Origin of the sequence: Burkholderia sp. b14 (genome assembly GCF_900156195.1) — a bacterium.
Lineage (GTDB): Bacteria > Pseudomonadota > Gammaproteobacteria > Burkholderiales > Burkholderiaceae > Mycetohabitans.
Genome location: NZ_FTPJ01000003.1, coordinates 1,732,483 through 1,753,771, shown reverse-complemented (window position 1 = coordinate 1,753,771; position 21,289 = coordinate 1,732,483). Strand labels below are relative to the sequence as shown.

The window sequence follows — 21,289 nt, the reverse complement described above, 5'->3', positions numbered from 1 at the left end:
ATCTCCGTACTCAACCGTGATCGAAATCGGCCGCATGGGCAAGTTCAGATTGGATGCGCGCGTGCCATCTCGCGCGCCGCTGTTGCCGCAAGCCGGTGTCGGGCGACGGTTCGAACACCGCGTCGGTAACCAGCGTGGCGCGTGCCGCGTCCAGTGAGTCCCACAACAGGCCCGAGGCGCCGGCCAGGAACGCCGCGCCGCGCAGGCTCGCGCGGTCGCTCTCGCGGATACGCCGCACCGGCAGGCCGCTCAGATCTGCCTGGATCTGCAGCAGCACGTCGCTGCCCGATAGGCCGCCGCCGACCACCAGCTCATGCACGTCGATACGTGCCACCGCTTGGTTCGCCTCCATGCATGACGTCACCGAATGGCCAATGCCCTCGAGGAGAGCGAACGCGACCTCTTCCCGCGTGGTCGCAATGGATATCCCGGATAGCGATGCGCGGGCGCAGGGTTCCATCTGCGGCACGCGCAACCCAGTCAATGCGGGGACGAACAGCACGTCGCGCGCCGACGACACGGTGCGGGCCAGGGCGCTGATCTGCGCCGGATGGTCGAACCAGCGCAACGTGTCGCAAACCCAATTCAGTGCGCAGCCCGTCGTGGCGACGAAGGTTTCGAGCGAATAGTGTGAAACGCCGCCATGGCGGCGCGCTGTTATGGCCAGCGTTGCGCCGTATGATGGTGGGTGCTGGTGCTGGTGCTGGTGCTGGTGCTGGTGCTGGTGCTGGTGCCCATGCTCATCCATGAGCGTGGTGCACGGTAAGGCCGGGCCCGTCAGCAGGTCGACGAAGCTGCCCGTGCCGTGTACGCACATCGATTGCCCACGGTCGAGGCACCCGAGTCCGATCGCGCCGGCAAGCTGGTCGCCCGCGCAGGCCAGGATCGGCACGTCGATCCCGAGTAACTCGGGCCGGGTGCGGCCGAACGTGTCCGCGTCCTCGCGCAACGCCGGCAGCAGCTCACGCGGAAAGCCCAGCGCATCGATCCAGGCGTCGAAATACCGATGCTCGCCCAGCAAATAGGCACTCGCCGAAGTCGCATTGGTCGGCGTGGTCACGCATGTACGCTCGGTGGATAGGTGCCATAGCAGCCAAGTGTCGATCGTGCCGAACGCGAGGCGGCGGGCGCGGAACGCGTCGGCGATCGCCGGCACCGTGCGTAGTTGATGGGCCGCCCATAGATACGGCGAGCGCACGCCGGCGGGTCGGCCTACGCCTGCCACCAACCTGCGGTCCCAGGTGGCGGCCAGGCGCTCGAGATCGGCCGCATGACGCGTATCCTGCCAGACCATCGCGGGGACCAGTGCCCGTCCCGTGTGCGTGTCCCATAGTACGGCCGTTGCCCGCTGGGTGGCGATGGCCACCGCGACGATACGCACCTTTTGCTGTGCAGCCTGTGCCAGCGTCGCGTAGCAGACCGCGATGGTCTTGTCCAGGATCGCATTCGCATCTTGCTCGACGACCCCTGGTTGCGGACTGTCCACGTGTAGCGGCAGATATTCGAGGCAGGATACGTGTCCACTGGCGTCGACTAGCGCGGCCCGTGTGCCAGACGTGCCTTCGTCGATCGCAAGGATGGCGTTTCGATGCGCGGTCATGGTTGGGTCTTCTCGATGGCGGGGTTCGTCAACGCTGGCTTGGACGACGGGGCATTCTTGAACTGGGGTGCGTCCGGCTCGTTATCCGGAGTGATCGTTGTGCGCGTGGGATCCCAGCGAATCGTCAAGCAGATCACACTGGCGACAAACGGCACGACGGCCAGGATCAGGAAGGTCTGCTCCAGGCCGTATCGTTCCAGGAACAGCGGGAAGACGAGCAGTCCCAGCGCCGCACCGATCGAGCCGAGCGCGCCGACAACGCCGTTGGCACTGGCGCGCAGTTCGCCGCGGAACGACAGTGACGACAGACTCTTGCCATTCGCTCCCGGCCCGCCGGAATGAAGCAGAATGAACAACGATGGAATAACCACGCATGCCCATAGCGGCATCTGGGCATGGAACAGGCCTAGTATCAGCAACATCGCGAAGACCGCTGCAAATCCCATGGCTGATGCATGCCGCAAGCCCAGTCGGCGCGCGATCAGCGGCGAAGTGAAGCCACCCGCGATACCAAATACGTTGAACACTAGTGCACCGAGCGTCGCGTACACGAAATCCTTGCCGAACAGCGCCGCGCTGATCAGCGGCAAATACCAGCCGATGGCGAAGTACTCGATCGATTGTCCGATCTGCACGGTGGCCGCCAGGACCGTGCGCGGCAGGTACACACCGCGAAAGATCAACAGCACGTTGGCCAGCCCGCGCGTTGCCGGGTTAACCAGCGGCACGCGCTCATGCAGCGGCGCAGCGACGAATGGTCGACCATAGATTTGCGCCATCGCGCGGGCCGCGTCATCCAGTCTGTCCCTGCGAGCGAGCCAAATCGGGCTTTCAATCAGGAATGCAAACTGCATGAGCAAAATGGCGACGCCAAATACGGCAGTGGCCGCAACCGAGTAGCGCCAGATCGAATCCCCAACGTTCCATGAGTGGAACAGCAACGCCAACAACAAGTTCGTGCATACCGCCGTGTACCACATGCCTTGCCACGCGTTCAGGCGGCTTTTCAAGCGTGCTGGTGTGAACTCGGCCAGCATGGCCATGGCGATCGCGAAATCGATGCCATACGCCATGCCAACGAAGAAGCGCCCCAGCAGGATCACTTCAAAGCGCGGCGCGAATACCACCAGCACTGCGCCGAGCACTGACAGCAGTTTCGCGATGACTAGGGGGCGGATCCGGCCCCAGCGGTCGGCCATCCAACCGCCGATTGGATTGAATGCAATCGCCACCCATGATGCGAACGATGTCATGAGCGCCACCTGCGCCGCCGTCAGATGGAGATCGCGCGTCATCGGCCCGAGGCCCGCGCTTAGCGCTGAATTCGAGAATGCGTCGAGAAACAACCCACCGAGCGACAGCCACCAGATGAGGCCGGCTCTGCCCGCGATGCGGGGCTGTGAGTCGAGGAACGATATGATGTCTTCAATGCCACGAATCTTGATCGCGATGGCTTGCACTGCCGGCCTCCATTCCCATGATTCTGTAAGAGGCCTGAACAGACAACACGATCGATGCGCGCAAGAGACCATCTTACAGATAGTCTCTTGTCTAGATCTGTGCGCTCACTTTACGGCGAGTGCGGGCGGCGTGTCAAGCGCGGATGAACTAGCCGGATCCTACGCTCATGGATTGGCGATAACGCTGTAAGACGTCGATGTCATGGCCCGTCAACGCGCGTGGCTCGTCCTGGATGGCCTGGCAGTAGGCCTGCACTTGCGCGTCGTGCCGCATCCCCTCCAGCAGCAGCGTGGCAGCCGGTTCGTCATCTTTGCCCAGCGGCCGATATCGATTGCTGCGCATCGCGCGCAAAATGGCCCAGAGCACGGCCAGATGGCCGATCAACAACGCCGCGGCGATTTTCCACTGTCCGCCGTGGCCTGCGTCGATATCCTGCAGCGCGCGGTAAATAATCATCATGCACAGCAATACGATGACCGCCGCCGCGCCGATATGCAGCCATTTGGCCACCTCGAACGCGACAGCATGGCGGCTGAGCTCGTCACGTGTCAACGGCCGTTCCAAGGCGGCGTTCGCGCGTGGACCTGACTCGAAGCTCATGCCGCCACCTCCGATGCCGCTGTGTCCCGCCTTCGACACCCGTGGCACCTAATCCGCAAAGGTGGGACCGGTCCGTTCGTGTCTTGCTGTACTGTCGCCTGCTGTCCAGGCCTGCCTGCACTACGCTCGTTCATTGTCAGCGTTGTTGCCTCCACGTTAAGGGAAACGGCCACGTGGCTTTTGCCTTCACATTGGCCAGCATGATCGAACCGTACAGATAGGGCTGCGCGCCATCGGGAGCGGTTCGATGTCGTAGACGCGCCTCGTGGTTTGGATGAACCCGGCGGCGCAATGCGGCGATTACTGCCATGCAATGAATTGCATGGCCTTTTGCGTTATCAATCGTTTGAACTGCATGGGATTCGTCAATTGAGGGCAACCGGCTGACCAGTCCGTTCAGGCGTACGTCTTACCGTTGCAATATCGGCTCATCGAGTCCGCGACAAGCAACGCTGAATTGACGCGGGCATAGGCCATTCAATCCATTGCGTTTGCCTGAACCTATGCACCATGTCGGATTTATTACGTTCATGGCGGATACCCTTTACCCCATCAATGGCAAGTCAAATCGTTGTACGGAATGCAAGTATTAGCGGCTAAACATCGTATGTCAAGCAATATTTTGCTGGGTTTCTTAAAAGAACATTGCATGTGATGCGCGTTTTCTCCTAAAGTTGGGGCCGAGCAGAACGATTCGGACATTACATGTTTTCAAGCGAAGACAAGGTTTCAGAAGAGTCGCTGGCGATTGCCATGCGAATTCATGATTTACTGAACCGCCATGGTGTTGGCAAACGCCAACATGCGGTGGAGGTACAGCGCATCCTTGGGCTGAGTTATTCGCAGGCTCACCGGAAGATGAAGGGCGCCAATCCATGGACCATTGCGCAGGTCAAGGCTGTGGCGCAAGCGTATGGTGAATCTGCGGCGATGCTGCTCGATGGGCTGGACTCAGGCGAGCCGGTTGGGGCGCTGGCCGCGAAGATGCAAGAAGCGGTGTTTTATGTGGGAGACGCTGAGTATCGTTGCCTAGCCGATATTGGAGAGAGGGCGCATGACGTATCGGGGCTGGAGTTCGTTGCGCTAAGGGAGGGCAGTCGCTGGAAGGTGTATCCGGTGGAGTCGGCATCGGGTGGCGACTATTTCGTGGTGGAGCAGATTCTGATTCGCCCTCGTGACGCGCCTGAGTCGAGCCCGGTCATTGCGATAGTGGACGACGATCCGCTATTGACCGCAGAGATGTGCTCGTACTTCCATTCGCATGGCTATATTGCCCGGCCGTACAATACGGAGGCCACGTTCCGCGCGGCGCTTGGGGAGAATGTGTTCGACGGGTTCATCGTTGACTGGCTACTGGAGACGGGCACGGCCGAAGCGATTATCCAGTCGATCCGTCAGTCGCGTCACGGCGACGCACCCATTTTGCTGCTCACGGGCAAGCTGGTGACAGGCGAGGCGAACGAGGATGAGGTGGCGCGGGTCATTCAGCAATACGACGTGAAACCCTTTGAAAAGCCGGCGCGACTGAATTGGGTGGCCGTGGAACTGGCGCGTCGGCTCAAGGCGGGGGGCCATCCGGCTAGGGCCGCGGGGCGCGATGCAGATAGATGACGTCCTGCTGCACGGGTATCAGGTTCTGGCCGCTATCGATGACGAAGTCGGTGCCGTTGTAGGCGGGGGAAGCCAGCAGCAGGACCGCCGCTGCGACATCGGCCGGGCCTGCCACCCTACCCAGCAAGTTGGACTGGCGGGCCGCGTAATGAAAGTCCGCATCGGTCTGGCTGTCGCTGGGCAACATCAACCCGGGAAAAACCGCGTTAATGCGTAAGACCGGTGCGGCCGAGATCGCAAGCATTTGCGTCAGGTTGCCCAGCGCTGTCTTTCCGACCGTATAAGTGAAGTGGTCGCGGTGGAAGTTGCCTTTCACCTTCTGGTCCACAACATTGACCACTGCGCCGGTTACACCCGTGGCTCTCGCGCAGTCGTGGAAGGCCCGCGTTAGCAGGATCGGAGCCCTGCAGTTCACCGCCCATGCCTGATCCAGCGCCTGCACGGAGAAGTCGACGAAATCGTCTTGCCAGAAAACCGCCGCGTTGTTGACCAGCAGGTCCAACCGGCCGAAGTGCGCGAAGACATCCTGGATGAGCTGGTCGATCTGCGCGGCGTCCCGCAGGTCACCGCTGAAGGCAAGTGCGTCATACCCGGCATGCTGCAGCGCCAATGCGGCCGTTTCCGCCTCATCGCGCGATGTGCACGCGTGTACGGCCACGCGATATCCATTCTTCGCGAGATGCTCCAGGATCTGTCTGCCGGCCCGCTTGGCCGAACCGGTCACCAGTGCTACCTTATCGACGCTCATGAAGACGCTCCATCCAGCAAGTTTTCGAATGCGGCGCGCAGCGCGTCAATCCGGACCGGTTTCATCAAAAGTTCGTCAAACATGGCCAATTGCGTTTCACTGAGTAGCTCCGGTGCCGATGCGCTTACGCCAATCAATTTCGAATGAGGTGCGCCGGTTTTCCGGATCCATCGCGCTAATGAAGCGCCGTCTTCCCCCGGCATTTGCAGGTCAATGAGCGCGACATCCACTTCCCGCTGGCTAAGCATGACTCTGGCGTCCCATGCCGAGTCCACGGCAGTAACGGCCAGGCCCAAGCTGCGCATGAGCGCGACCAGCGCATCCCGCATCTGGGGCTGATCGTCCACCACCAGCGCCTGTTTGCCGCACAGCGGCGTGTCCGGCAGCGCGCTTCGGCTGTCGCCGTCGGGCTGCGCGCGACGTATCAACGAGTCGGTCGATTCGCGAAACGTGACTTCGAACGTCGATCCAACACCGAGCGTCGACGTAACGGTGATATGGCCGCCGAGCAGTCGCACCAGCCCGTCGACAATGGCCAGACCCATGCCGATGCCCGTGTGGCTTCGCGTGTTGCCGTCGTCAAGCTGCACGAACGGCTCGAACAGCTTTTCCTTGGCCTGCTCCGGGATGCCAATGCCGTGGTCGGTCACCGCGATCCGCGTGACGCATTCCGATGCAGCAATGTGCTGCGTCGCACGGATCAGCACGTCGCCTTGGGTCGAATACTTGATTGCGTTGTCGACCAGGTTGAGCAGGATCTGCCGTATCCGTTGCTGATCGGAATGAATCAACCAGACGATGCCGCGCGTGTCGATTCGTACAGACAGCCGCTTGAGCGCAGCCATCGGCCGCATCTGTGTGGCGACCTGCTGCACGATATCGATCAGATCCACCGGCGCAATGCGCAACTTGAGCTTGCCCGCGTCAAGCCTTGCATAATCGGCCAGGTCTCGCAGTTGCGCGTCGATCTGTTCGGCCGCCTGCTCCATTCGCAACACAGCGCGCATACTTCTTGTCGACAGTTCGGCGTCCGCGAGACTCGAAAGACCGGCCGATATGGTTTGTAGTGGCGTGCGGATCTCGTGCCCGATCGCTCCTAGAAACGCACTCTTGGCTTTTAATGATGCATTGGCTGCCGCCGTCGCGCTTTGCTCGGCGATTCTCCAGGTTCGCTCCCGCCAGGCGGCGCGCATGCCACGATATGTGGCGATGGCCAACACGATCAATAGCGTGCTCGTCAACGAAGCTGCACTGATATAGCTCGCCCACAGCACTCGCCGTTTGTGTCGGAAGTCCTCCAACGCAATGTCGCGACGTTTGTTTTCCGCTTCGCCGATGCCTTGCGCCAATCGAAGTGTTGACTCGTCCAGCGCGTGCAGGTGGCCGGCGATGACGCGCGCCGTCGACCTGTCGCCTGGCTGCAGATCGACGATGAGCGGATCGATCGTTTGCAAGCAATGTCGGATTGCCGCGATGGCCTGCACGTAGTCCGGCACGCTCAGCTGTACCTGGGTAGTATCCGACGGCTTCGAAATAAGCGAGAACTTTGACACCAGGATCTCATAGGAACGCTGGATCTCATCCAGGTCCTGGCTGTCGCCGCTCGCATACCGCAAAAGCAGGTTTTCCAGGCGATCTGCATTGAACTTGAACTGAGCGGGTGCCCAGTAGTAGTTTTCCTGCGGACCGGCTAGCTTGTACACGGACATGGGTTCCGTGCTGGTCCATTGAAGTGCCGTATAGCCCCATGCCGCTATCACCAGCGCGAGCGCCACCCCCAACAAGGTGCCTGCCCGCGACCAACGAAGCCATTGACACGTATCATCTGACCTCAATCGACTTCACCTGCCACACGAACCGCCCGGCGATCTCTGAGCGATTCAACTCCTTTGGGAACCGGTCGCGGGGATAGACAAGAAACAGCGGGCCGAAGTCCCTGAGCGTCAGCTGTTTGCCGTTGATCTGGTCGGCTAGAATCACGCCGTACCGGTGCGCGTCGCTGATCGGGACCGCATACGATACATAGCCATCGTGTGCTGTCACCCGGAGCGTTGTTCCCTTTGCGCCCACCTTCGATAGCACGTCGCTCAAAAGCACGCCGGAAAACTGCGACGAGGGCGTCCAGTTCGTGGCCGTGGTGAACTGGGCACGCGGCATTGACCGCCATTCCTGCTCCGTGAAACGGTACATGTGAGTACCTGGCACATTCGTGCGTTGAATATTGCCGGTGACATCCAATTGCATCGGCGTAGCCTGTGCAAGGCCACCGAAGACGAACAGGATGAGCGCGAGGCCTCTCGCGAGCGTTGCAAACTTGTTCATGCAGGTTCTCCTGACGAGCCCATTGGCTCAAGCGGTATCTCGGGATTCACATGCTAGACAAGCGGTCCAATTGGTAGCCACGGCGACTGGCTGTGGAATGCGACATGCAAGCTGTCGCTCAAATGATTAAACGCGTTCGTAAACAGCCGACCGCGTTGACTGCAGTGCATATAGGGTATCGACAGTGGGTTTGCTTGCGTGCCCGTCGTTGCGGGATCGACGCAGCTTTTCAAAAAACCAGCGTACCCGTCCAGAACAGTCGGTGCGCCGCATACCTTGCAGTGACAAACGGCCACATCGCTATCGATATCAGATAAGCGGACCCTCGGTGCAGCCATTAATAAATGGACAGATTTGTCTGGACGAGGTTGGAAACCAGGTCAGCATATCGTCGGTGTCCGTGTGTCGCAATGCTTGCGTCCGACCTTTTTACAAACAGACGGAATGCTTGCTTTTTATGACGAGGTGGTGGGTTGAGTGATGCGGTGGCTAGCCCACGCTACACCAGCCCTTTTGCGTGCTGGCCGCGGCTGGCGTATCGGTGAAGCGTTTAACGAAGCATTGGTGTATTGCCAATGTGCTGCTGGGACGTTGCGCGCGGTATCGGTGGTGCAAAGCTGGGTAATTGTGAATCTGACGCGGCGTCAGCGTGCTGAAGGGCTCAATTTTATCTGAATTTCAGATATTTTTTAGGTTATCCGTTTTTCGGATATATTGCAAATATCCGGATTGCAGCTAAAATTAAAATAGCTGATTTTCGGGTACAAATCGTATGTCTCACACCCCGCCGTTCCAACTGCTTGTGACTGCTTTGCAGCTAGGTCAACTGCTGAAGGCGGCTCGCAAGCGTAGCAAGCTGACACAGGCCGAGGTGGCGGCCCGATTGGGGCTGAGCCAGAACCGCGTTTCCTATCTGGAACAACATCCGGACCAACTGAGTTTCAAGCAGTTGCTGGGCTGGTGCGCGGCCGTCGGCCTGGAACTGCGGCTGGGCGAGCGCGAGCGCCTCGAATCGACCAACAAGACGCAGTGGTGAGATGGGGCAGCGCTCGCACAGTCAAACCCTGACGCTTTGGGCCAACGGCGACTACGTAGGCCGCTGGACTATCACGGCCCGCGGCGACATGGAGCTGCAATACGATGGGGGCTGGCTTGCCTCTGCGCATGGACGGCCAATATCTTTGTCGCTGCCCTTTAACCTCAACAACGAGCCGTTGAAAGGCGAGCGCGTTGCCCATTACTTCGAAGGCCTGCTGCCTGATAGCGATGCCATCCGCAAGCGCGTTGCAGCCCGCTTCAAGACGGGGTCTACCGAAGCCTTCAACCTGTTGGCCGCCATCGGACGCGATTGCGTAGGCGCACTACAACTCCTGCCGGAAGGCGAGACACCTTCTGGTGTTGACCGTATCGACGGCGTTGTCGTGGACGACGAAGCCATCGAACGCCATCTGCTCGAAGTCGTAACCCCGGACCGCTTCGCCGGTGCGAGGGACCCTGACGACGACTTCCGGTTCTCGCTAGCCGGCGCTCAGGAGAAGGATGCTTTCCTGTGGTGGGATGACAAGTGGATGAAGCCGCGCGGCGCAACGCCCACCACGCACATCTTTAAGCTGCCGCTTGGCCTGGTCGGTGGTCGGCAGGCCGACTTCAGCACCTCCGTGGACAACGAGTGGCTGTGTCTTCGCTTGTTCAAGGCGTATGGCCTATCCACGGCAAAAGCTCACATCGCCACATTCGGCAAGCGGCGGGTACTCGTTGTCGAGCGATTCGACCGCGTGGTGTCGTCCGACGGCACGCGGTTGTTCCGGCTCATACAGGAAGATTTTTGCCAAGCCACTGGAACATCGCCGCTCGTAAAGTACGAGAACGAAGGCGGGCCAGGCCTCAAGCAACTGTTCCCCCTCGTGCAGCAGTCGCTGGATGCCGAGCGTGACCTGCGCGCCCTCATGGCTTCGCAAATCCTGTTCTGGATGCTGCGCGCGCTGGACGGGCATGCCAAGAACTTCAGCATCCAACTACAGGCCGGGACAGCTGGACGGTTCCGGCTCACGCCGATGTATGACGTGATGTCTGCGTATCCGGTCATCGGCGAAGGACCGAACCAGTGGGCCGAGCAGGACCTTAAGCTTGCTATGGCGCTGCTGGGCAAGAACCGGCACTATCGTATGCACGCCATCCAGCGCCGGCACTTCAATAGCACGGCCCAAAAGCTCGGCTATGGAGGAAACGCCGAGCCATTGCTTCAGGAACTGGTCGCTCGGACGCCAGAGGTAGTCGCGCAAGTGCAAGCGGAGCTGCCGCAAGGCTTTTCGCAGCAAGTGGCCGACAAGGTACTGGGCGGGCTATTGGATGCCGCTCGGGCGCTCGAAGGGATGCCGCCAGTGTGACGCCCGCGGCAGTCGTAGCAACGGGTAAGGACAGGCGACAACCACGCGAATTACCTTGTCGTGAAAGCTCCTTACGCCACCGGCCGCACTTCTGCCGCGAGACGAAAGAAGCGATGCCGCCAACGCTGGTCTCAGCACTTGCAAGCCCGCCGGAACAATGATGCGAAACTGACTATGATCGCCATGTTCATCCGTACGGTGACGCATGTCGCTTCCAGGTTGCCGTTCTTGATCAAGGGGACAAATTTCCGCGCACCCGGCATTGGCGAGGAGAGAATAAAATCTTTGCGAAAGACTCGCAGGTTATCGCGCAATCAAGGTCCAATCTAGCGCCTGCAATAATGAGAACTCGGTTGAACACAGTAGGGGGAACGGGGTGATGATGCAGGAACAGGCAGACAATGCTAAGGATCTGACGACCGATACCGATGTGAAGCTACCTGACGTTCAGGTGATTGCCGACCTGACGATAGGGTATGCGGCGATTCAGAACAATGTTCCGGTCATCCGTGAAATTCGGGTCACAAATGAGGGTGAAACAACGCTCTCTGATATTGAACTAATGGTCAAATGTGTGCCGGCTTTTGCTGAAAGTGCCCGTTTCCGTTTCGACGCATTGATGCCTGGAGAGAGCCGTCGCCTTGCACCGGTCGACCTACGCCCTGATCATCAGTATTTCAGCCAGCTCGACGAATCTGAGCGAGCGGTCATCACAGCAACGCTGCATGCTCGGAAAACGGCACTCGTAACGGCAACGCACAACATTGATGTGCTCGCCTACGACCAGTGGGCCGGCACACGGTCGCTACCCGAACTGCTTGCCGCGTTTTGCATGCCGAACTCGCGGGTCGTAGACAAGCTTCTCGCACGAGCATCTGGGTTGTTGCGCCAGACGTCGGCCGACCTGTCCATGGACGGATACCAGTCCAAGAATCGTGAGAAGGTCTGGAAACAGGTGTCGGCTATCTACAGCACGATAGTTGCTGAGGATATCCAATATTCCAACCCGCCGGCGTCGTTCGGCAATGACGGTCAGAAAATCCGGACGCCGGAACGCATTCTGGATGGCAAGCTCGCGACGTGCCTAGACCTCGCCATGCTGTTTGCGTCTTGCTTGGAGCAGGCGGGCCTGCATCCCGTTGTGCTGTTCAAGGAAGGTCACGCCTGGATCGGTGTCTGGCTGATAGAGACCAGTTTCCCGACCGCATTGGTAGACGACGTTCAGGCTGTTCGCAAGCGGGTGAAATCCGGCGAGTTCATGGTTTTTGAGACCACCAGCGTAGCAGGCGGACATAAACCGTCCCTTCGCTGGGCCTGCGCTCGTGGTCAGGAACACCTGAATGATGAGGACGAGTTCGTGTATGCAGTAGATATTCGGCGCGCACGTGAAGTCCAGCTTCGTCCCCTGCCATCGCGCTCGTCGCAGGTCGATGCGTCTGCTGTCCCGATTGGCAAGACCGAAACGCCCATCATCGAAGACATGCCGCAATTGCCGCCGCTGGACCCGGTCGTCGTTCCACTGCACGATAATGTTACATTCGATACACCCGAAGGCCGACTGGCGAAATGGAAGAGCAAGCTGCTCGACCTGACGCTCCGCAACAAGCTTCTGAATTTCAAGCCGACCAAGTCGACGCTGCGCGTCATCTGCCCTAACCTGGGTGCGCTAGAAGACCGGCTGGCAGGCGGAAACGCATTCCGCGTTCGTGCGAAACCAAAGATGATGTCCGGTTCGGATGGTCGCGATGCCGATGTGTACACCGGGCGGAACGGTACGGCTGCAATGGATGACCTAGCGACCGACGCGCTTGGTCGCAACGAAATCATCACAGACATCGACGAGGAAGCGCTGGAAAGCAGGCTTCTCGAGATATTTCGAACGGCCAGCACGGGCATGGAAGAAGGCGGGGCCAATACGCTGTTTCTGGCTTTTGGAATGTTGGAGTGGCAAGGGAGCCAGGATGCCGAATCTAGCCACCTAGCTCCTATTTTGCTCATCCCGGTCACGTTGTTCCGCCAATCCGTCCGGAGTGGTTTCCGCCTGGCTCGTCACGACGACGACGCGCTCGTGAATCCGACGCTGCTACAAAAGTTGCAGCAAGATTTCAGCCTGAGTCTGCCGTCATTCGACGTTTTACTGACCGATGATCGTGGTATCGACGTCAACCGGATTCTGCAGATCTTCCGGCTGCATGTGAGCGAAATGAAGGGATGGGAAGTCAAGGAGCAGGTGCATCTAGGCATCTTTTCGTTCATGAAGTATCTGATGTGGAAGGACCTCCAGGACCGCCAAAAGCAGCTTCAGGAAAACAGCGTTGTCGCTCATTTAATTAACCATCCCGGCAAGGCATTTGCTGACAGTGCGACTGGATTCGAGCCCAGTACCCTGGATGAGAAGTTCCGACCTCAAGACCTATTTACGCCGTTGCTATCGGATTCGTCGCAGTTGCGTGCCGTTTGCGTCGCTGCCGAAGGCAAGAATCTTGTCATCGAGGGTCCGCCAGGTACGGGTAAGAGCCAGACCATCTCGAACCTGATTGCGCACTTGTTGGCGACTGGGAAGACCGTGCTGTTTGTCTCGGAGAAGATGGCCGCGCTGGAGGTAGTACATCGTCGGCTCAGCAGCCTCGGTTTGGGGCCATTTTGTCTTGAGCTGCATTCGTCCAAGGCTAAAAAAGGGGAGGTTCTGAAGCAGCTTGGCGTCGCGCTTGATGCTGCCAGCACACGTACGGTGAAGGATTGGGAGCGGGAGTCAGAACGGCTTCTAACGCTTCGTGCAGACCTCAATGGTGTCGCGCGTGCACTACATCACATCCATCCGAACGACCTGACCATTTACGAGGCCATCGGAACCAGCCTGCAGTATGCGCAGTGGCGGCCTGGCGCAATGCCGTGGGCGGATGCAGATGTACATGATCGTGCCCGGCTCGAGGCACTGCGTGAGCGTTGTCGCCAGATGGGCGCTCTGGCTGGCCAGCTGACCGGTTTGCAGAACCATCCTCTGGCAGCCGTCCACAAAACCGAATGGATGGCGTCCTGGCAGCAAGAGTTTCTCGACGCGGTTTCGGCGTTTGAAGCCCAAATCAAGAAGCTGGATGAGGCTGCATCGAACCTGCTGGATCAATTGGGCCTTCCTAAAATTGCTTTTTCCCTGAATGGGCTGGGCCAATTGGATGTACTGGCCGACGTGCTCTCTGCCGCGCCCACCGTTCCTATCGAGGTCGCCCGGTCGGCGCATGACGAATCCACGCGCAACCGACTTGCCAACCTGCGGCGCCATGGCCTCGCGCGCAATCAGGCATGGGAGCCGCTGAGCAAACACTACGTGGAAGACGTTGCCACCCTAAATGCGTCGGAGCTGAAACTGCAGTGGGCGGCGGCGACCCATACCTGGTGGCCGAAGCGCCTATTTGCCCGGCGTGCGGTTACCGGACGATTGCGACTGTATCGACAGGACCAGCGTCGCCCACCAGGTGGCGATGTTCCGTCCATCATTACGGCATTGACCGCCGTCAATGCCGAGGACAAGATCATCGAGTCTATGTCTCATGACGCGTCGCAATTGCTGCATGAAGCGTTCGCCGCGTCGAAGACGGATTGGAACGCCGTCGAGTCGGCCGAGCGGTGGGCGACGTCATTTGCGGACGCGGTAGCGGCAATCGCGGACAACGACATCGAGCTGGCCCAGACGCTCCGCGCAAAGCTGCAGCCGTTTGTTTCCGACAACCGGGGCATGCTGAAGGCAGGCATGCCTCTCGGCTCCAGTTTGTTGGCGTACCGCGATTGCTATCGGAACGTCATGACTAAACTCCGCCAGGTCATTGAGCTTGGACACTGTCAGGCTGACTTCGGACTCGATCCAACTGCCGCCAGCGTGATTCCTCGGCTGTTGAACTTGCTCCAAAGATGGCAATCTGCTTCGCGGCAACTGCAGCCGTGGTGCCTGTGGCGGAAATCCCGCGCCAATGCAATCAACAGCGGGTTGCAGGGTATTGTGGATGCACTGGAGGCTGGCGAGGTGCCATTGTCCGCTGTGGCGACGTTCTTCGAATACAGCTACCAGAGCTGGTGGCTGCGCAAAGCGATTGACCGGGAGCCGGTGCTCTGCAACTTCTCGAGTGCCGAGCATAACCGCAAGATTGCTGAGTTCAACGAGGCTGACGAGCGGTTTCAGAAGCTGACCCAGCAATATATTGTGGCCAAACTTGCGGGCCAGATTCCGGCGAGCCTCGAGGTTGTGCCCGGTGCTGATTCTGAACTGGGGAAGCTACGGCGCGAATTACAGAAGCAGCGCAAGCACATGCCGATTCGGCAGCTGGTGCAAAACCTGCCGACTCTGATGACCCGGCTGAAGCCATGCCTGCTGATGTCACCCTTGTCAGTCGCCCAGTATCTGGACGCGTCGCACGCTCAGTTTGATGTGGTCATCTTCGACGAGGCCTCTCAGATTCCGGTGTGGGACGCCGTCGGTGCAATGGCGCGCGGCAAGCAGCTCGTCTGCGTCGGCGACCCGAAGCAACTGCCGCCGACCCGCTTCTTCTGCCGGTCAGATGACTCGGAAGTCGGGGCGGATAGCGACGATGTTCAGGACCTTGAGAGCATCTTGGACGAGTGTCTCAGTATCGGCCTGCCTGAACTGCGGTTGAAATGGCACTACCGAAGCAAGCATGAAGGGCTGATTACCTTCAGCAATGTCACGTACTACAATAACGAATTGGTCACGTTCCCGTCGCCGATGACAAATGACCAGAGCGTGCGCTTTGAACGCGTACTGGGTGTCTATGATCGCGGCGGTTCGCGAACTAATCGGGCGGAAGCCGATGCCATCGTCAAGGCAATTGAGCGGCACTATCTGGACTCGGCGAAGCGGCATCTGACGCTCGGCGTAGTGACCTTCAATCAGGCACAGCAAAGCCTGATTGAGCGGATGCTGGAGGAGCGCCGTCGAGCGTCTCAGCAACTAGACCAGGCTATTGCACAGGCGGCGCAGGAGCCGCTGTTCATCAAGAACCTGGAAAACGTCCAAGGTGATGAGCGGGACATCATCTTCTTCTCCATTACCTACGGCCCCGATGCATCGGGCAAGATCAGCCTCAACTTTGGGCCGTTGAATCTAGAGGGCGGCCATCGGCGTCTCAACGTGGCCGTATCACGTGCTCGTGTCAGCGTCGTGATTTTTAGCACGCTGCTTCCCGAGCAGATTGACCTGTCGCGTGTCCGGGCTGCCGGCGTACGAGACCTGAAGAACTACCTGGAGTTCGCCATTCGAGGCCCACGCGCCCTGGTGGAGCAAAATGTGCCGACTGGACGGGAGCCCGATAGCCCGTTCGAGCAGCAGGTGATTTCCGCACGTCGTGAGAAAGGTTGGACTGTCCACCCGCAGGTCGGCGTGTCCGGATACCGGGTTGATATTGGCGTGGTCGACCCGCGTGCGCCGGGACGCTATCTGCTGGGCGTCGAATGCGATGGCGCCATGTATCACTCCGGCGCCACTGCGCGCGACCGTGACCGGCTCCGCCAGCATGTCCTTGAAGGGCTGGGTTGGGAACTGTATCGTATATGGTCCACGGACTGGTGGTTGAATCCGCAAGAGCCGATACGAAAGCTTGTGGCCCGACTGGAAGAGTTGGTAGCGACGGTGCCGACCGAGAGCGAACCGCCTGTTGAGCTGCCGGAAGAGGAGAAGGATGAAGAAGCGCCGCATGCTTTGTATGCCCGGGCCGGATCGGTCGTCGAGTCGATTGCGCCTGCTACTCAGTTGCCCGAATACGAACTGACCTGCTTGGACAGGGGCAACCCCCACCTCTTCTACGAGAGCCGCTCAATGCCGATTTTGGTCGAGCAGTTACTTAAGGTAATCGAAACGGAAGGACCGGTATCGCAGGCGATAGTGTTCAAGCGTGTGACGCGGGCTTGGGGGTTGTCTAGGGTGGGTAGTCGCATCGAGGCTCATTTGATTGCAGTGGTGCCCAAGCAGGTGACCCGTACGACGGACAACGACATCACTTTTTATTGGCCTGGGCATGCTAACCCAAGCACCTGGGAAGGTATCCGGGTACCAGGAGGTGACCCCGAAACGCGCCGCAGTATCGACGAGATTAGCCTCGAAGAATTGGGCAATGCGGCTATGTATATCTTGATGCAACAGGGTGGTACGTCGCAAGAGGGATTGGTAAAAGCGGTTTGCCGACTACTCGGTGTGGCTAGGACAACGGCCGATGCCGGCATACGGATTTCTCGGGCGCTGACCCACGGGCGAGTCCAGGCAACAGTGGCTATGGAGGGCGGTTCTGTTCGGTTGCGGAACGGAGTTAGCGTAGGGTAGGCGTTGTTTCAGGGCCGCGTTGATGTTCAGAATTGGGTCCACTCGCCGAATAGGCGGCTGGTTACTGGGTCGAGAATGGCCGCGCTTACCGACGATGATAAGCGGCGCGACCAGCGCTTTGTTCATCGACTGCCGAGCGAAATCCGCGCATCGCAGCGCTCCTCAAGCCCTACAGTAACGGCGTCGTTGAGGGCCATGTCAATCGGCTCAAGTTCCTCAAGCGCCAAATGTATGGCCGCGCCGGCTTCCAGCTGCTTCGTATTCACAGTCTTATGCCTACCCGCTATTGTAAGTGGCAGAGTGTGTCCGGACTTTCAAAGGATGTCAAAGTTGCCGGATTTGTCGAAACCGTTGAGCGAGGCGCTGGCGTTCTTCGATAAATTTTTCGATTGCTTGCTCAAGCGCATCGGGCTTAAGCGTCTCGGCAGGCAAACCGAGATGATAGACGAATGCGTCCATCGGCTCAGAAACTGAAATTACACCGCCACGCGTGCCTACCTCCAAACAATTCAAACGCAACATATCGGCAAGAATTTGCCCATCCTGAGCATCATTCAACGGCGCAAAGGGTGCATATATATACAGTTTGTTTGATTCAGCATTGAACCTTAGGTACAAACGCTCCCCCCACGCTAGCTCGATCCCTGCCTCGTTATTGGCATCCAGTGTCAAGCCGGCGATGCGGTGACGTTGACCAAGTGCTTCAAGACACCTGCGCACGCGTTCTTTAGCTTGAAAGTGCACGACTGCAAAAAAATGATTCATAGTATTTTTACTATCAATAGATGCAATAGCACATGACCGCTCAAAGAGTGAAGTGCTGTTTTGAAAATATGGAAAAAACTTTTTTTGGATATTTGGCCATAATTTGCGAAAATTCCATCAAGACAGATAGTTTATGTTGGAGAGCTTGCTTTATACTAAGTATTTTTCTGAAAAAATTAATTTTACGGCATGTAAACGCTAATTTCATTTCCGTGGATTAATCGGTGATCATGTACATAATTTCTGTGCTGCTCAGAATAACAAAGCGCAAAAATGTGTTAATTTTATTAGTGACTGGTTACGCTGCTTAATAGCCGGCAGTCGTGTAAAAAATATTGCTTAAATATTTGTCAAAAATAAACGCTCAGATAGCTCGCGGCATCAATGTCGATGTGCATTCTCTCAGTAACCCACTTACACCCGTGCGGCCTCACTTGTTTATGCGTTTTGTCCTATAATTTATTCCATGTTAAATATAGGTTTTAGTATTTACCTGCGCGGCCGAAACCTTTTGTCAAACTTAATGCGGTTGTGGCATTTTGCTCTAATCCAAAAAACGTTTTTGTTGGATTATGCGCACTGAAAGCGCAGTTTAAAATTAGTCAAATCATTGTTTATTCAGAATAATAGCGAGAGCGCCCAGAAACGCGGAGGCGCTCGGATTTTTGAAGAGCCGATAGTGGTGAACTAATTGGGTCGGACTTTGAAACTGCTGATGGAGCTTTGGTTGAAGTCGCTCCTTCAAGGGGGCTCTTGGTCCAAGTATTAAAAATTGTATTAGATTGATTGTCGGAGGATTTTTGTTTATGATAATCTAATATAATGCGCTCTATAATACATGCTGCGACGTTGTGTGATTCCGGGCTTGGGTGTTGCTCAATATATCCTTGATCTTTAAAATGCTCCATGAGTTTATTTAAGCTCATGGTTTTCCCGTCAAATTCAACTTGGGTATCCTTTTCTGCTTCAAAAAGCTTCTTAAGGGTTTCGGGGCGCATTTTTTTCCAATAGTGATTGAGTTCATCCTCCTGGCCCTTGAGTTCCTTCTTCACAATTTTTCTTTCCATTAAAGCGATATTTTTGACAATAGGTCGACCGTATTTTTGTTTAAATTTTTGGATTAAGCCTTGCTGTATTCCCATAAGCATGTCTTCTCCGCCTGCAACCATATACGCAGCATAGATTCCATCTTCCCCTTTTTTGCGAAATGGAGATTTTATAGAAACGTATTGTTGTGCTGGCGATAGAACTGGTCGCTCGTTTGCGGCTTTTGGTTTTTTGGGTGAATATTCATTTTTTTTGAATCCAAAGTGTTTTGGAGGATCTTCGCGTGTAGGATAACCAACTCCAAGTCCGATGATAGATTTTTGAGTATTTTTATGTTTATTGTTCAATTGAGTTTTTATACCAGGATTGGTGTGTCTAGTATTTTCGGTTAGAGCAACGTCCTGATCCATCATTATAATTTGCTGAGGACGATATGGTAGTGTATCTGCAAACGCCAAGGCTGCAGCGCGCGCAGCGCCGAAACCGGTCAAGCTACCGCCGTACCACCCGACAAGATGCAAATTTTTATATTGCTCCATCATTTCGTTAAGAGCAGCCTCATAGCATTTGAACTCTGTCTCATGAACAAGCAAATAAATTGATTCATCTCGCATGTATTTTGGATGCCATGCGAGGCTGCCGCCTGTTTTGCTTTTAAGGTCGCCTGCAATTTTATTTGCGCTCCCGCCGCTTATAACAATAATTGGCACTTCATTTGACTGCAGATCATGTTCTTGCCCGTTATGTTCTTGTGTGCCCTCTCTTTTCCTGAATGAGAGCCAGTCAGCTGAATTATCTTTATAATTGCCTTGATAAGCGAGTTCTTTACATGTGGCAATTCTTTTTTCTAACACTTCTTTCATGTATTCAAAATTTTTATTTTTATCACCTGATACGGTGACGGGAGCATATTTGCAGCTTGGTCGCGTTTTTTTGTCAGCCCATCGAGGGTTTAAATCTATCTTAATTGCAGGTTTCCCTGCAGGCGCAGTGCCAGAATTATTTTTTATATCAGGAGCGCTACGATCTCCAGTAAGATGAAGTTTAGGGGTATAGTATCTTGAATTTTTTAAAGAACTTTGGTGACCTTTCGAAACAGAAGCGTGTGCTTCCGCCGATCTGGACGACCTAGAAGGATTTGTAGAATTATTTTTTAGCTCTTTGCGGCCAAGCATAATTTTCCCTCTATTTTAATTAATTAAAATTATTGGGGTATAGCTATATCCCAATTATCGAAAAACAAATTTCTTCCTGGCATCTTTCTTTGCGCAATGCACAGAGCATTTGGACTGTCAATCAACGGTCAAACCCTCAATGTAGAATAATTTGAGTGATCTCTATTTATTTTGGCGGCAATCGACTAGGTTATGTCTGATGGATCAAAATTATCTAGAGCGTGTTATGCACTTTGCGAGATAGGCGCGGCATGAACGTGCATGAGCATGGCAAAGATGACGAAATGCAAGCCGACGAGCGTTTCAGGCAAACGCTCGTCGTCGCGAGCGAGTCTTTGAAAGCGATTGAGCTATCCAAGACTGCGCTCGACGACCCATCGGCGCGGCAGCAGGATAAAGCCCTTCGTTGCCTCTGACCGTTTGATAACCTGCAATTCGATGCCTTCATCTTACGCGGCTTGCGCAGGTTCTTCTCCTGTATAACCTTGGTCGGCAAAGGCAAGCTTCACGCTCTGCCTGCTAACATGTTGTACCTCTTGTGCCAACACCTGAACCTGTGCGCGTGCTTGCTCATTGGCCGGCGTAACATGGACCGCCAGCCAATGCCCGGGCGTATCGACGGCCCTATGCACCTTGCTTCCCCGTTTGCGCTTGTAGCCGTCGTAGCCTGCGCGTGGGCCGTTCTCGCAGCTCGACTGCAACATACGCCCGTCCAGAACCACCGCACTAGGCTGACCTTGGCGACCCTGCGCAACACGCAGCACCGAACGCAAATCCTGAACCATCGCTTCGAAGCCGCCCGCTCGCAGCCAGCGTTGAGTTTGCTGATACACCACGCTTCCCATGGCGGAAAGTTCGCCGGCAGCATGCGCCATGCAGCGCCTGCATGAGCCAGCCAACGCAGCGTGTTGCACAACTCGCGCAATTCATACCATCTTGCGGTGCGTCTGGCTCCATCAACGTCAAATACGGAGCAGCGAAGCGCCATGCTTCGTCCGTCACGCCGCTCGGATAGGGTCTGCGTTTCTCCATCTTGATTCGGCCCTGAGCCTCGATAAAATTGCATAACACGCTCTAAATCCGCAAGAGCCTGGCTTGCCACCCGTTATGGCATACGGTGTCAGCAATGATGAAGAGCGTAATCTGCGCGTCCCATGCGTCCCAGTGCGTAACCTGTCAGAAGGTTGTAAATTGCCAGAGTCTTCTACACAACGGAAGCAACGTAGATGGGACCGCAGTGTGCTATAT

General features: G+C 56.7%; 13 protein-coding genes and 1 pseudogene. 4 read left to right on the top strand and 10 right to left on the bottom strand.

Going from position 1 to position 21,289, the window contains the following annotated elements; translation table 11 throughout:
- Positions 1-10: 10 nt before the first annotated feature.
- The 3 genes from B0B13_RS12430 to B0B13_RS12420 form a co-directional block, all read right to left on the bottom strand.
- Positions 11-1,600 (bottom strand): FGGY family carbohydrate kinase, encoded by a 1,590-nt coding sequence (locus B0B13_RS12430; protein WP_076796717.1) that lies wholly within the window; start codon positions 1,598-1,600, stop codon positions 11-13.
- Positions 1,597-3,060 carry an MFS transporter gene (locus tag B0B13_RS12425; RefSeq protein ID WP_076785817.1) on the bottom strand — a complete coding sequence of 488 codons (1,464 nt, stop codon included), beginning with the start codon at positions 3,058-3,060 and terminating at the stop codon, positions 1,597-1,599. Before B0B13_RS12425 ends, B0B13_RS12430 begins: the two co-directional genes overlap by 4 nt.
- A gap of 148 nt (positions 3,061-3,208) precedes the next feature.
- Positions 3,209-3,661 carry a hypothetical protein gene (locus B0B13_RS12420; RefSeq protein ID WP_139337416.1) on the bottom strand — a complete coding sequence of 151 codons (453 nt, stop codon included), beginning with the start codon at positions 3,659-3,661 and terminating at the stop codon, positions 3,209-3,211.
- Between the two features lie 705 nt (positions 3,662-4,366).
- On the opposite strand from B0B13_RS12420, the gene B0B13_RS12415 reads away from it, so the two are divergent.
- Positions 4,367-5,272, top strand: a complete 906-nt coding sequence (locus B0B13_RS12415) for a helix-turn-helix domain-containing protein (protein ID WP_076796715.1) — start codon at positions 4,367-4,369, stop codon at positions 5,270-5,272.
- Here the strand turns inward: B0B13_RS12415 and B0B13_RS12410 are convergent.
- From B0B13_RS12410 to B0B13_RS12400, 3 genes are all read right to left on the bottom strand, one after another.
- Positions 5,241-6,020, bottom strand: coding sequence for an SDR family oxidoreductase (locus B0B13_RS12410; RefSeq protein WP_076796714.1), 780 nt, complete (start codon positions 6,018-6,020; stop codon positions 5,241-5,243). The genes B0B13_RS12415 and B0B13_RS12410 overlap by 32 nt on opposite strands.
- Positions 6,017-7,729 carry an ATP-binding response regulator gene (locus B0B13_RS12405; RefSeq protein ID WP_139337031.1) on the bottom strand — a complete coding sequence of 571 codons (1,713 nt, stop codon included), beginning with the start codon at positions 7,727-7,729 and terminating at the stop codon, positions 6,017-6,019. Before B0B13_RS12405 ends, B0B13_RS12410 begins: the two co-directional genes overlap by 4 nt.
- A gap of 112 nt (positions 7,730-7,841) precedes the next feature.
- Positions 7,842-8,342 (bottom strand): putative pterin-binding protein, encoded by a 501-nt coding sequence (locus B0B13_RS12400; RefSeq protein WP_076796713.1) that lies wholly within the window; start codon positions 8,340-8,342, stop codon positions 7,842-7,844.
- 772 nt (positions 8,343-9,114) lie between these two features.
- On the opposite strand from B0B13_RS12400, the gene B0B13_RS12385 reads away from it, so the two are divergent.
- The 3 genes from B0B13_RS12385 (at position 9,115) to proA (ending at position 17,054) form a co-directional block, all read left to right on the top strand.
- Positions 9,115-9,378 (top strand): helix-turn-helix domain-containing protein, encoded by a 264-nt coding sequence (locus tag B0B13_RS12385; protein ID WP_076796710.1) that lies wholly within the window; start codon positions 9,115-9,117, stop codon positions 9,376-9,378.
- Between the two features lies 1 nt (position 9,379).
- Positions 9,380-10,729 carry a type II toxin-antitoxin system HipA family toxin gene (locus tag B0B13_RS12380; protein WP_076796709.1) on the top strand — a complete coding sequence of 450 codons (1,350 nt, stop codon included), beginning with the start codon at positions 9,380-9,382 and terminating at the stop codon, positions 10,727-10,729.
- A gap of 379 nt (positions 10,730-11,108) precedes the next feature.
- Complete coding sequence (proA, locus tag B0B13_RS12375) at positions 11,109-17,054, top strand: anti-phage protein ProA (protein WP_076796708.1); 5,946 nt, start codon at positions 11,109-11,111, stop codon at positions 17,052-17,054.
- Between the two features lie 122 nt (positions 17,055-17,176).
- Here proA and B0B13_RS18500 read toward each other — a convergent pair whose 3' ends face one another.
- The 4 genes and pseudogenes from B0B13_RS18500 to B0B13_RS12365 form a co-directional block, all read right to left on the bottom strand.
- A complete protein-coding gene (locus B0B13_RS18500; protein WP_170872434.1) occupies positions 17,177-17,320 on the bottom strand; it encodes a hypothetical protein in 144 nt (47 codons plus the stop codon).
- A 58-nt stretch (positions 17,321-17,378) separates the two neighbouring features.
- The gene (locus B0B13_RS12370; protein WP_076796707.1) at positions 17,379-17,819 is read right to left on the bottom strand and encodes a CesT family type III secretion system chaperone; all 441 of its coding nucleotides are present in this window, start codon (positions 17,817-17,819) and stop codon (positions 17,379-17,381) included.
- A gap of 614 nt (positions 17,820-18,433) precedes the next feature.
- Positions 18,434-20,041, bottom strand: coding sequence for a hypothetical protein (locus B0B13_RS18035; protein ID WP_139337415.1), 1,608 nt, complete (start codon positions 20,039-20,041; stop codon positions 18,434-18,436).
- 224 nt (positions 20,042-20,265) lie between these two features.
- Positions 20,266-21,073: pseudogene (locus B0B13_RS12365) on the bottom strand (IS5 family transposase).
- Between the last annotated feature and the right edge of the window lie 216 nt (positions 21,074-21,289).